Origin of the sequence: Dinghuibacter sp. (assembly GCF_035492835.1) — a bacterium.
In the GTDB taxonomy this organism is placed as follows: Bacteria; Bacteroidota; Bacteroidia; order Chitinophagales; family Chitinophagaceae; genus Dinghuibacter.
The window spans coordinates 1-12,019 of record NZ_DATJIY010000199.1 but is presented as its reverse complement, the minus strand read 5'-3'; the positions used below and the strand labels follow the sequence as shown (position 1 = coordinate 12,019).

Below are 12,019 nucleotides of genomic sequence, written 5' to 3'. Positions count from 1 at the left end.
GCAACCGGACGACTTCTTCCGGACGATGAACAGCGCCGTAGGTGAAAACCTCGACTGGTTCTGGAAGGAATGGTTCTTCACCACGGACAAGCTGGACCAGGCCGTTAGTTCCGTCAAATACGTTTCCGGCGACGCCACCAAAGGCGCGCTCATCACCATCGACAACCTCGACAAGATGGCGATGCCCGTCATCATCAAGATCACCGACGCCACCGGCGCTTCGCAGATCGTCCGTCTGCCGGTCGACGTCTGGCAACGCGGCGGCAGCTGGACCTTCAAGTATCCGTCGACGGGGCCGCTCACTTCCGTGGAGCTCGACCCCGAGCACTTGCTGCCGGATATGAATAGGGAGAACAACGTGTGGAAGGCGCAATAAAATAAGGTTGTCGGAAACTATAAAAGTCCTTATTTGACCAAAAAATAGGAAAATAAGATCAGTTAGATGATCTTATTTTCCTATTTTTATGCGAAATAAGACCTGTAAATGTCTCTTCTGCCATATTCTGAAGATCAAATTCTTGAACGGCTTCGATTTGAGAATCCATGGTGGCGTACCGGGAAAGTTGAGGAATATTATTCCTCTATGAACCCGAGGCTTTACTATAACCTGTTCTATCCCTCGGTAGTTAACACAAGCGTGCGCAGGGCCCAGGTTCTCATGGGACCCCGCCGGGTCGGTAAAACGGTGCTGCTGTATCACACGATTCAAGGACTTCTGGACTACGGCATTTTGCCACAGAACATATCTTTTGTCTCCGTAGAAACCCCTATTTACAACAATATCGGGCTGGAGGAGCTTTTTTTCCTGGCCAGGAAGGCCACGGGACAAGAGCGGCCCGACGGTTGGTTTGTGTTTTTTGACGAGATACAATATTTAAGAGACTGGGAAGTACACTTAAAGTCGCTGGTGGACAGTTATCCCAATACCCGGTTTATCGTCTCCGGCTCTGCTGCCGCTGCGCTGAAATTGCAAAGCAATGAAAGCGGCGCCGGCCGTTTTTCGGATTTTATGCTGCCCCCGCTGACCTTCAATGAGTATTTACATTTGAAGCGACTGGACCGGTTGATCATCGGAGACGGAAATGTACAGGAAATAGAAGGCCTCAACTTCTTTAGGACCAATAATGCCAAGGCGCTAAACGATGAGTTCATCAACTATATCAATTATGGTGGATATCCGGAAGTAATATTTTCCGATCAGATTAAAAGCAACCCCGGTCGCTATATACGAAGCGATATTGTTGATAAGGTATTGCTGCGGGATTTGCCGGGCCTCTATGGGATACGCGATGTACAGGAATTGAATGCCCTTTTTACGGCAATCGCCTACAATAGCGGAGGAGAAGTAAGCCTGGAAGAACTCAGCAAGAATTCGGGGGTTCAAAAAAATACGATTAAACGTTACATCGAATACCTCGAAGCCGCTTTTCTCCTGAAAATCGTTCATAAGGTATCGAACAAACCCAAAGAGTTCCAGCGGGTCACTCAGTTCAAGGTGTATCTGACCAATCCCTCTCTCAGAAGCGCTTTATTCGCGCCGCTACAGGCAACGGACCCGTTTATAGGCAATATGGTAGAGACGGCCATTTATGCCCAGTGGATGCACAAGCAGTCATTTACGCTCCACTATGCCAAGTGGCCCAAGGGGGAAGTAGATATGGTGCACATTGATGAAAAGACCCAGGCGCCGAATTGGGCCATGGAAATCAAATGGAGTAATCGCTTTTTCGAGAAACCGGGGGACCTCAAGTCTCTCCTGCAATATTTGCGCGACAATGCTCTTGATTCCGCGGTTGTAACCACATTCGACAAAGAAGGCGTAAAATCCATTGGAAATGTAACTTTGCATTTCATCCCGGCCGCCGCATACGCGTACACGATAGGACGAAATGTATTGCTGGGACATTAGTTGTTGGTTTTATGTTCGATACATTTATAGATTTTGTAACTGGAACACTACCGCTCACCGAGCCGGAAATAGCGCTGATCCGGCAATTTGCCGTTGACAGAAGCGTGCGCGAAGGCGAGTACCTGGTGCGGTCGGGTACGACCGCGCGCGAGCTGTTCTTTATCGCCTCGGGCGTGTTGAGTATCGTCGTGCCGATGCCGGACGGGTTGGATGCGACCGGGTACTTTATCGCCGAGAACCGGTTCTGTACGCTGCTCGACAGCTTTCACCGGCAGGTCCCGGCGCCGGAGGGGATACGCGCGGCGTGCGCGAGCTCGCTGTTGGTGTTCCGGCATTCGGATCTGATGTCGTTGTTTGGGGCGTTGCCCTCCTTCGAACGGTTCGTTGCCGAGTCGTCGCAACGGACGCTGATGGAAAAGATACAAGTGAAGAATTCCTATTTCGGGCTGGACGCCGCGGCGCGGTATCAGCGGTTCCTGTCGCTTCAGCCGAATATCGCTTCGCGCGTGGCGTTGGGCGATATCGCGGCGTACCTGGAGGTAACGCCGCAGTCGCTGAGCCGGATACGGAGGCAGATGCACTGAGCGCCCTTTTTTACCAAATGATAATTGTCCCCTGCACATTGCGGGGGACTTTTGTTTTCATAAATTTTTTCTTATGAAAGTTATCATCTTGGGCGGCACTTCGGGTATAGGCCTGGGTACCGCGCGACTCGCCGCGGCCGCGGGGGCGCAGGTTACGGTTGTTTCGGGGAACCCGGCAAAGGTCGAAGCGGCGTTGCGGGAATTGCCGCAGGGTACGGAAGGCTATGCGCTGGATTTATCGCGCGAGAGCAATGTCGCGGAGTTCTTCCGGTCGGCGGGCGAATTCGATCACCTGGTATACACCGCGGCGGACAGCCTGACGCTCCAGCCGCTCAGGGATACCGACCTGTCCGGCGCCCGCAAGTTCCTCGAGCTCCGGTATTGGGGCGCGCTCACGGCCGTCAAGTATGCGGCGCCGCGCCTCCGTCCCGGCGGTTCGATCGGGCTCATGGGCGGTATCGCGGGCGCGCGTCCCCGCGCCGGTTGGGCGCTGGCTGCGAGCGTTTGCATGGCCATGGAGGGCCTGACGCGGGCGCTGGCCGTGGAGCTCGCGCCGCTGCGCGTGAATTGCGTGTCCGCGGGTGTGATCCGGACGCCGCTCTGGTCTTCCATACCGGAGGAATCACGAGAGGCCTTCTATACGGCGACGGCGGCGCAGCTACCCGTGGGCCGCATCGGTGAGCCCGATGACATCGGGCGCGCTTTCGTATACCTGATGGGGCAGACGTTTGCCACGGGACAGGTGCTCGTCGTGGACGGCGGGGCCGTGCTCGTCTAAAACGCCGGGGGCGCTATTGCTTCACCATTTTCAGCGTACTCACGCTCTTCCCTGTGACGACACGCGCGAGGTAGACGCCGGCGTGCAGCCCCCCGCAGTAGAACTGCGTACCAGAACCGAAGGTGCGCACCGGTGCGCCGGCGACGTCGTAGACGGTTACCTGGCGGATGGGGTCGGGGGTCGCGATGTTGACGTAGTCGGCGACGGGGTTGGGGAAAAGGCGGACGGACGAGGACGGCGAGGTGGAAACGCTAACGACGGAAGAATAGGTGCTATACCCGTTCTTGTCCCACTGGCGGAGCCGGTAGTACCGTACGCCTTTCAGCCCGGAGCTGTCGGTGTAGGTATAGTCGGTGACGCCGGTGGCGAAGCCCTGGGCGGCCACGGTGCCGATGGCGGTAAACGTGCGCCCGTCGGTGCTGCGTTCGATGTCGAACCTGGAAGTGTTGACTTCCTGGGCGGTGGACCATTGCAAGAGGGCGCCGTCGGGTACGGCGGAACCGGTGAACGACAGGAAGGTCAGCGGCAGCGGTATGACATTCCCCATGACCTGCATCTCGTATAGCGAGTACCCGTAACCGGTGGCGCGGGACGTGCCGTACATGCGGACGTAACGGGCGTTGGCGTTGATCGGGATGTTGTTGGTGGTCGACGTGTTGCCGCTGATGGTCGAGACCGTCGTCCAGTTGACGGCGTCGTTGGACAGGTCGATGTGGAAGGCGGTGGCGTAGGCGTTTTCCCAAAAGAGGTTTACCTGGCAGACGTCCTTGACGGCGCCGAGGTCGACATAGATATATTGCGGGTCGCTAAAGGCGCTGCTCCAGCGGGACGTCATGCTGCCGTCCACGGCGTCGGAGCCGGGGTAGGCCGCGCTTTCGAGGGAGGAAACGGTGGCCGGCTGGCCGAGGGCGAGATTGGTGCCGCAGCTGGGTGAAGCGGCGGTCCCGTAGACCTGCATTTCATATAGGGAGTACCCGTAACCGGTAGCCCGGGCGGTGCCGTACATCCGGACGTAACGCGCGGTACCCGAGATCGTGATGGTGTTGGTGGCGCTGGTGTTCCCGGACACCGTGGCGACGGTCGTCCAGGTGGAAGCGTCGTTGGACAGGTCGATGTGGAAAGCCGTGGCATAGGCGTTTTCCCAGTACAGGACGACCTGGCACAACGTATAGGTTGCACCGAGGTCGACATAGATGTACTGCGGATCGCTGAATGCGCTGCTCCACCGGCTGCTCATGGATCCGTCGAAAGCATTCGAGGCGGGATAGGCCGCGCTTTCGGTGGATGAGCAGTAAGCGGTTTTGAAGAGGGCCAGATTATACGAGGTATTGCACTGTCCCCGGCATTCGTAGCGGGAAAGTAAGACACACGCGACCAGCGCGCCGGATTGCAGAAGTAAGCGTATTGACATTTTCGTTGGGTACGAAAGGTCAAATATACGGCGCGTTACCAGGCGACAATGTTAAATCAAGGTGAACGCGCCACCGGTCAACGTTATAACACCAGCTGCCGCACCAGCCGTGCGAGCGTCTCCGACGGCTCCGTGAGGAATCCCGGATGCACCCGGGACGTCTGTACGATGGTACTGCGCGTCGCCGTTAGCCACCGGAAGCGCTCGGGCAGCGGCAGGCGCGCGATGGGGCCGCCTTCGCCGGCCCCCTGGCAGATCAGCTCGAAGGCGCGGAGGTACCCGGCGACCTCTGCCACGTCCAGGTCCGCGGCCAGCGCGCATAACCGTCCGCCGTCGAGGTGAAAAGCGACGCCCAGGTAACGGAGCCCCTTGCAATACAGGATGACCCCTACGTTGAGGAACTCCTCCCGTTCGACCTTGGGCACTACCCGGATGACGGCGTATTCAAACAAGTGTTTGTCTGGCATGCTGGGCTTCTTTTACAAAAATACCGGAATGGGCGGCGCGGATGGACAGGAACTCGGCATAGGCGGCGCGTTGGGCGTCCTCATCGGGGAACCCCGCCTCGGACGGAGACAGCCAGGAGGTAGGGATCAAGCATACGAGTCCCTCAAAAAAGGCGGGCGTCATCAACGACCGGTACTCCGCATCCACCGCGGCCAGCTCCGTGGCCCACGGCAACAATACGTGGTCCTTGACCAGCGTGAACGGTTGCGCCGCCTTCTGACGCCAGTCCGTCCAGGTGTGGTGAAAATACAACGCCGCCCCGTGGTCGATCAGCCAAAGCTGTTTGTTCCACCACAGCATATTGGTGTTCCGCGACGTGCGGTCGACGTTGGTGATCAGGCAATCCAGCCAGACGATACGCGAGGCCGTTAGCGGGTCGATCGATAGGACGGCGGGGTCGAAGGTGATCGAGCCGGACAGGTAATGGAGGGCGATATTCAGCCCCACGCTGGCCTTCAACAGGTCCTGTATCTCCTGGTCGGGCTCCGTCCGTCCGAAGGCCGGGTCGAGCTGTGCAAAAACGATCTCGGGCACGCGGAGCCCCAGCGCCCGGGCGATTTCCCCGCCCAGCAGCTCGGCAATCAGTGCCTTGGGGCCTTGTCCCGAGCCGCGGAATTTGAGGACGTACAGGAAGTCGTCGTCCGCCTCGGCGACCGCGGGTAGCGAACCGCCCTCCTTAAGCGGGGTGACATAGCGGGTGACATTTACGGTTCGGATGTCGGGGATCATGCGACTGGTTTTGAGGTGCGGTAGCCCGTGCCCTTGAACAAGGCCACGAGCTCGCCTTTTTCGTTCACGGTGCGAATATCGTACACCCCGGTCTTATTCCCCAGGTAGACTTCGGTCGCCTCCACGGTGAGCCACTCCCCCACCCCCGCCGGACGCATAAAGCTGATGGCGCATTCGAGCGCTACCGTAATAAACCCGTGGCTGTTGCAGGCAAAGGCAAAGGCGGAGTCCGCCGCGGCAAAAAGGACGCCCCCGTGCGCGCTGTGGAAGCCGTTGACCATGTCCTCCCGGATACGGTAGCGCAACCGGCAGTAACCCTCCCGGTGCTCTTCGATCCGGAGCCCGAGCCATTCGGTAAAGCGGTCGTGGGCCAGCATGGTTTGCAGGACGTCTTGTGGTGTCATCCCGCGAAAGTATCTAAATTTAGGCTAAACACCTGCCATGAACCATAGCATCGTACCCTGGTTATCCGTAGAAGACGGCCACCGGGCCGTGGGGTATTATATCGGCGCCTTTGGCGCAAAGGTCGTTTACCGGATGGAGGATCCCGGCGGGGGGCTCGTGGCGCGGCTGTCCGTGGAAGGGGCGGAATTCTGGGTGAGCGGAGGTCCCGGCGCGGTCGGCCCTGATCCCGGCAGCGTCGGCAACCCCGGCGGCAAGCTGCTCCTGGGCGGCGACACTGTCCGGATGGTCCTGATGACGCCCGACCCTGACGCGTTGTTTGCCAAAGCCCTCCAGGCCGGCGCCACCGAGGTCTACCCGGTCACCGAAGCGCACGGCTGGCGCCTGGGCCGGCTTTGCGACCCCTTTGGGCTTCATTGGGAGATCGGGCGCTTGCTCAAGGCGGAATAGATGCGGTGCAGCTGCCGGACGTGGCGCTGCGTGTGCACCGCATAAAACCCGATCCATTCCATCCTGGTTAGGAGTCCGAACACTGGGAGCTCCATGTCGACACAGGTCAGGCTCAGGTCGAGCTCACCGGCGGAGACAAGCAGCCCTTGCCACGTGGCTGCGAGCTCAGAACGATACCGGCAAAGGTCGTGCGGCCCGTCGGACGGCAGGATAAAGTCCGGGGACTGCAGCCTGACGCCGTAGTCTTCGAAAACGTGCCGGAGCATCTCCATTTTTTGCTCCGGCTTACGCCGGGTGGGAGCGGTCTGGCCGTACAGCACCTGGGTTACGCCACCTGCCTTGAGCAGGTGGTCGGCCACCTGTCCCGCGGTCCAGCTACCCGGAAAGGGGACTTCGTTAAAGCTTTCGGGATCGAAAGCGTTTAGGGCGTCGGCGAGCGCAGACCGGGTATCGAGTATTTGCAGATGAATGTTCTCCATGATACAAAGCTCGCTACTCACCCGCAAAGGGACCGGGGGTGAAATAGCCAAGTATGGGGGGCCTTGTTGACTATGTGGAAGTTTTTACACAGCACACCCGTGTCAAAATCTGAGCCACAAATAGTTATAAAAACCGGCTCGGTTATAGCTACATTGTGCGCTTCAATACTACACATGAAATTAGACGTAGCTAAAGCGCTGTCCAAAAAGAAGAAACAAATACTCGAACGCTGGATGCAGAACCAGCTCGCCGATGCCGCCCTCCGGGAAGACCTGATGAGCAACGAAGAGCTCCGCATCCAATCCGCCGAATTGATCGACGGCGTCCTGGAGGTCCTGAAGTCTGATAACCCGGATTCCATCGAATCGGGCGATTTCGACCAGGTCTATGAAATCCTCGGCGGTATTTCCATCTCGCGCGCCCGCCAGGGTTTTTCCCCCCGGGAAACCGCGAACTTTATCTTCAGCCTGAAAGAAGCCTTGCTGGGGACGCTGGGCGAGGAAATCCCCACGGACCCCGCCCAGCTGTACCAGGCAAGCATGGGTGTCAGCAAGCTGATCGACACCCTTGGGATCGTTTCCTTTGAAACCTATATCAAGGGCCGGGAAGAAGTCATCCTGCGCCAGACCAGCGAGATCAGCGAAATATCCACACCCGTCATCCGGCTTTGGGACGGTATCCTGGGATTGCCTATCATCGGCACCCTGGACAGCGCCCGGACCCAAATGGTGATGGAGAACCTGCTCCAGGAGATCGTCGTCACCGGCAGCGGGATCGCCATCCTGGATATATCGGGCGTACCCGCCGTCGACTCCCTCGTAGCCCAGCACCTCATTAAGACCGTGAGCGCCACCCGGTTGATGGGCGCCGAATGTATTATCAGCGGCATCCGCCCGGAGATCGCCCAGACCATGGTGCACCTGGGTATCGACCTGACGGGGATCGTCACCAAGGCGACCCTGGCCAGCGCGTTGAAATATGCTTTTACTATTCTACAACTGGAGGTGAAGAAGAGATAACATGGAAAGGATTCCAATACTTCGCATGGGCTCTTACCTGCTGGTGACAATACAGGTTGACCTATATGACAGGCTGGCCCTCACCCTTGAATCGGACCTGGTCCAGATGGTCGCGAAAACGAACGCCCAGGGCGTACTCATCGATATTTCGGCGGTGTCGATCGTCGACTCCTTTATGGGGAGGATCATCGGCAACATCGCCAATATGTCCAGGATACTGGACGCGCAAACGGTCGTCGTGGGTATGCAGCCCGCGGTGGCTATCACCCTGGTAGAGCTCGGTCTCCCGCTGAACGGGGTTAGCACGGCGTTGGATGTAGAGAAAGGCATGGCCCTTTTGGCCAGGAAGATCGGCCCTGTGGCCGAGGAAACGGAAGATGATGATCATCGCCCTGAATAAGGACAGCATGGTGATCGCCAGGGAACAGGACGTCGTACCCTTTCGTAACCGTGTCAAGGAATACGCCACTAAGATCGGCATGGGCCTGGTGAACCAGACCAAGCTGATCACCGCGGCCAGCGAGCTGGTGCGTAACATGCTCCGGTACGCGGGTGGCGGCGAAACGCTGATAGAGGTCGTCAGCCGGGGCCGGGACAACGGAATCCGCCTGACGTTTACGGATAAGGGGCCGGGTATCCCGGATATAAGGGAAGCAATGAAAGACGGCGTATCCACCGGCAAAAGCCTCGGGCTCGGTCTGCCGGGTTCCAAACGGCTCGTCAACGAGTTCGACATAAAGAGCGTGCTGGGCCAGGGCACGGTCGTCACGATCATCAAGTGGAAGAATGGTTAGCCCGACGCATATGTCGTTCCATGCCAGCGACCGAAGCTACATGGCATTGATAAAAAAGGACATCCACCGGCTCTGTGTGGATCATGGATTTAGCGAGAATACTACGGCCGAGGTCGACATCATCGTCGCGGAGATGGGTTCGAACCTGGTGAAGTATGGCGGCGGCGGTGAATTCCTGGTCGGCTTGCCCGACGACGAATCGTTGGAGATTATCTGTCTCGACAACGGTCCCGGGATGCACGAGCCCCAGCGGATGATCCGGGACGGGGTTTCGAGCTCGCTCAGCCTTGGCCATGGGCTCGGGGCCATGCAACGGTTGAGCGACGTCTTCCAGTTGTATTCGCTAAAGGATTGGGGCACTATCCTGCTGTCCCGTATCCACAAAAGGGAGAAGCCACCGCACCAAAAACAAGCCGTCCTCGAAACCCGCGCCCTCGTGGTCTGCAAACCGGGCGAAAAGGTAAGCGGCGACGGGTACTGGGTGCGGCAGCAGGGCGACCTTACCTGGTTTTTCCTGGGGGATGGCCTCGGACATGGACCGGAAGCGCACAAAGCCGTCATGACCGCGATCGATAGCTTGAACGTGACCGATGAGAAAGACCCCGTGTCCATAATCAGGGAGCTCAACCAGCAGGTGCGTAGAACACGCGGCCTGGTCGGTTGCGTCGCGGTGTACAACGCCGCAAGCAAGGGCTGGACAATTTGCGGGGTAGGCAATATCAGTACCCGCCTGCATACGGTCATCGATCATAAGAACTATATGGCCTACAACGGAATCATTGGGTTGAACCTGCCGGGATCGATGCACGCGGCGACTATCGACGGGGAGAAAGGGCAATTGCTCACCATGTGCTCGGACGGGATACGGACAAGGTGGGAGATGAGCAAGTATCCCGGCATCGCCAAGTGCGATCCGAGTATTTTGGCAGCCGCTTTGTACAAGGATCAGGGAAGACGGACGGACGACATGTCGATCCTGGTCGCCCGGTTAAACAGATAAGCATGCACGAGATCACCACGGTTTTGCTGGACAACGAGATGGACCTTATCCTGGCCAACAAGCAAAGCATGCGGCTGGCGGAGCTGGCGGGCTTATCCCTGTCGGCCCAGACCATTTTCGCCACGGCCGTCTCGGAAGTGTCCCGGACCGCGCTGGACCAGCGCCGGGAGGCCCGGTTGAAGCTGTGTACCAGCCTGAAGACCGATCGTGAAAAGTTCATCATCGCCCAGATCGCCGATCCTTCCGGGGAAGTCACCGACAAACAGGAGGAGGGCTACAGCAACGCCCGCCGCCTGATCGGCGAGCTGAGCGTGACCCGGGAGGGCGTGATGACGCATATCGAGCTTCGCGTGCGGATGTCCTCCAGCGTGCGGATGACCGACAAGCTGTTGGAGAAGTGGCGCGTCGAGCTTAACCAGAGCTCTGATATATCCCCCTACGAAGAGATCAAGCGTAAAAACAAACAGCTCGTGGAGCTGTCGGACATGGTTTCCCGGAGCGAAAAGCGATACCGGGACCTGACCGAAGCGCTGCCGTTGCTCATCTTTACGATGGATGCGGCCGGCGCGATCACCTATGGCAACCGGTGGTTCTTCTCCTACACCGGCAAGGACCTCGACCAGGTCAACGGTTCGCGTTGGGCTTCGGTCCTGCACCCGGACGACCCACCCTTCGGGACCCTGCTGGAGAACGCCGATCGCAACGTGGAGATACAGCGCCGCATCCGGGAAGCGCGCAGCGGCGAGTACCGCTGGCACTCGGGGTTCGGCACGCCGGCGCCGGGCGGGGGATGGCACGTGTACCTGGCGGATATACACGCGCAGAAGATGGTGGAAGAAGCCCTCAAGGACAACCGGGAGCTCAAGGACACCCAGGAGGTGCTGGAAGGCAAGATCAGGGAGCTCAACCGCAGCAACCACCAGCTCGAGCAGTTTGCCTATGTCGCCAGCCATGACCTCCAGGAGCCGCTGCGGAAGATCGGCGTGTACAGCGACCTCCTCCAGCAGCGGTATGGGGAGCAGCTGGGCGGAGAGGGCCACGTCCTCTTCGAAAACATGATCAGGTCGACGCTCCGGATGAAGACCCTGATCGACGACGTCCTGGCCTACTCCACCATTTCCAACATACCCGAGGCGTTTGTATTCGTGGACCTGAACGAGCTCGCACGCGACCTCCTGGCCGAGTATGAGCTCCGAATCCAGGAGGCGCAGGCGCACATCGAGATCGACCCTTTGCCTACCGTCTGGGGGAACGCGGCCCAGCTACGGCAGCTCTTCGGCAACATCGTATCGAACGCCCTGAAGTTCACACGCCCTGGTGAGCCGTTGCAAATGAAAATCTACGTGGACCCGCGCGGACGCCTGGTGTTCCGGGACAACGGCATCGGCTTCGACCAGCCGCACGAGCAAAAGATGTTCGGGTTGTTCCAGCGGCTGCATACCCGCGACCAATACCCGGGCACCGGCATAGGCCTGGCGATCTGCAAAAAGATCGTGCAGAACCACGGGGGCGTCATCGAGGCCCAGGGCCATCCCGGAGAAGGGGCGGAATTTATCGTGACGCTGCCTAATCCGCGCTGAACCGGACCGCCAGCGTCCGGACCTCGTATATCCAACGGGCCGGTTTCTTCTCCCCCGGAACGATGATCCGTAAGGGACCCTTGCCGTCCGGCAGCGGCCGGCCGTCCATCGTATCCACGAGCAGGATGGTTCGCTCCGCAAAGGCGGAATCCAGCTCCGGTAGCGCAAACAAGACCTTGTAGCCGTCACCGGCCTTCACCACCAGATACTGCGACATGTTTTCCCCTTTCAACGCTTTCCCCATGGGCACGCCTGCCTTTTGGAGCAGGTCCGACACGGCCACGCCGGAGTACACGTGGCTGGCGCCGTCCCGGTCCTTTTGGGTGGTTTCGATACGCCGGAAGGAGGACCAGTCGGCGTGGTGGATCACTTGCGC

At 58.9% G+C, this 12,019-nt stretch carries 15 protein-coding genes and 1 pseudogene; 10 read left to right on the top strand and 6 right to left on the bottom strand.

The genetic code is table 11. The annotated features are described in order from the left end of the window. The 4 genes and pseudogenes from VL547_RS18890 to VL547_RS18875 form a co-directional block, all read left to right on the top strand. Positions 1-376: pseudogene (locus tag VL547_RS18890) on the top strand (M1 family peptidase); the annotation flags it as partial. A gap of 207 nt (positions 377-583) precedes the next feature. Continuing rightward, on the top strand, positions 584-1,909 hold the full coding sequence (locus VL547_RS18885; protein ID WP_325580820.1) for an ATP-binding protein: 1,326 nt from the start codon (positions 584-586) through the stop codon (positions 1,907-1,909). 11 nt (positions 1,910-1,920) lie between these two features. Continuing rightward, a complete protein-coding gene (locus tag VL547_RS18880) occupies positions 1,921-2,493 on the top strand; it encodes a Crp/Fnr family transcriptional regulator (RefSeq protein ID WP_325580816.1) in 573 nt (190 codons plus the stop codon). Positions 2,494-2,566: 73 nt separating this feature from the next. Further along, positions 2,567-3,271 (top strand): SDR family oxidoreductase, encoded by a 705-nt coding sequence (locus VL547_RS18875; RefSeq protein WP_325580814.1) that lies wholly within the window; start codon positions 2,567-2,569, stop codon positions 3,269-3,271. 13 nt (positions 3,272-3,284) lie between these two features. On the opposite strand, the gene VL547_RS18870 is transcribed toward VL547_RS18875, so the two are convergent. From VL547_RS18870 to paaI, 4 genes are all read right to left on the bottom strand, one after another. Further along, positions 3,285-4,682 carry a discoidin domain-containing protein gene (locus VL547_RS18870; RefSeq protein ID WP_325580812.1) on the bottom strand — a complete coding sequence of 466 codons (1,398 nt, stop codon included), beginning with the start codon at positions 4,680-4,682 and terminating at the stop codon, positions 3,285-3,287. An 83-nt stretch (positions 4,683-4,765) separates the two neighbouring features. Beyond that, the gene (locus tag VL547_RS18865) at positions 4,766-5,149 is read right to left on the bottom strand and encodes a DUF3037 domain-containing protein (protein WP_325580810.1); all 384 of its coding nucleotides are present in this window, start codon (positions 5,147-5,149) and stop codon (positions 4,766-4,768) included. Next, positions 5,127-5,918 (bottom strand): HipA family kinase, encoded by a 792-nt coding sequence (locus tag VL547_RS18860; protein ID WP_325580808.1) that lies wholly within the window; start codon positions 5,916-5,918, stop codon positions 5,127-5,129. The genes VL547_RS18865 and VL547_RS18860 overlap by 23 nt, the downstream gene beginning before the upstream one ends. After that, complete coding sequence (gene paaI, locus VL547_RS18855) at positions 5,915-6,322, bottom strand: hydroxyphenylacetyl-CoA thioesterase PaaI (protein WP_325580806.1); 408 nt, start codon at positions 6,320-6,322, stop codon at positions 5,915-5,917. Before paaI ends, VL547_RS18860 begins: the two co-directional genes overlap by 4 nt. A 37-nt stretch (positions 6,323-6,359) precedes the next feature. On the opposite strand from paaI, the gene VL547_RS18850 reads away from it, so the two are divergent. Beyond that, the gene (locus VL547_RS18850; RefSeq protein WP_325580804.1) at positions 6,360-6,770 is read left to right on the top strand and encodes a VOC family protein; all 411 of its coding nucleotides are present in this window, start codon (positions 6,360-6,362) and stop codon (positions 6,768-6,770) included. On the opposite strand, the gene VL547_RS18845 is transcribed toward VL547_RS18850, so the two are convergent. After that, positions 6,734-7,249: a DinB family protein gene (locus VL547_RS18845; protein ID WP_325580802.1), complete on the bottom strand. Its 516-nt coding sequence runs from the start codon at positions 7,247-7,249 to the stop codon at positions 6,734-6,736. The genes VL547_RS18850 and VL547_RS18845 overlap by 37 nt on opposite strands. 174 nt (positions 7,250-7,423) lie before the next feature. Here VL547_RS18845 and VL547_RS18840 point away from each other — a divergent pair, with 174 nt between their 5' ends. The 5 genes from VL547_RS18840 to VL547_RS18820 are packed head-to-tail and all read left to right on the top strand — an operon-like array spanning position 7,424 to position 11,643. Continuing rightward, entirely contained in the window at positions 7,424-8,269 is an 846-nt protein-coding gene (locus VL547_RS18840) for an STAS domain-containing protein (RefSeq protein WP_325580800.1), read from the top strand. A 1-nt stretch (position 8,270) separates the two neighbouring features. Continuing rightward, entirely contained in the window at positions 8,271-8,669 is a 399-nt protein-coding gene (locus VL547_RS18835) for an STAS domain-containing protein (protein ID WP_325580798.1), read from the top strand. Then, positions 8,650-9,063: an anti-sigma regulatory factor gene (locus VL547_RS18830; RefSeq protein ID WP_325580796.1), complete on the top strand. Its 414-nt coding sequence runs from the start codon at positions 8,650-8,652 to the stop codon at positions 9,061-9,063. Before VL547_RS18835 ends, VL547_RS18830 begins: the two co-directional genes overlap by 20 nt. A gap of 10 nt (positions 9,064-9,073) precedes the next feature. Next, positions 9,074-10,063 carry a SpoIIE family protein phosphatase gene (locus tag VL547_RS18825; RefSeq protein WP_325580794.1) on the top strand — a complete coding sequence of 330 codons (990 nt, stop codon included), beginning with the start codon at positions 9,074-9,076 and terminating at the stop codon, positions 10,061-10,063. Between the two features lie 2 nt (positions 10,064-10,065). Further along, the gene (locus VL547_RS18820; RefSeq protein ID WP_325580792.1) at positions 10,066-11,643 is read left to right on the top strand and encodes a sensor histidine kinase; all 1,578 of its coding nucleotides are present in this window, start codon (positions 10,066-10,068) and stop codon (positions 11,641-11,643) included. Here VL547_RS18820 and VL547_RS18815 read toward each other — a convergent pair. Beyond that, positions 11,630-12,019, bottom strand: a 390-nt coding sequence (locus tag VL547_RS18815; protein WP_325580790.1) for a molybdopterin-dependent oxidoreductase, incomplete at its 5' end; no start/stop codon positions are given. The genes VL547_RS18820 and VL547_RS18815 overlap by 14 nt on opposite strands.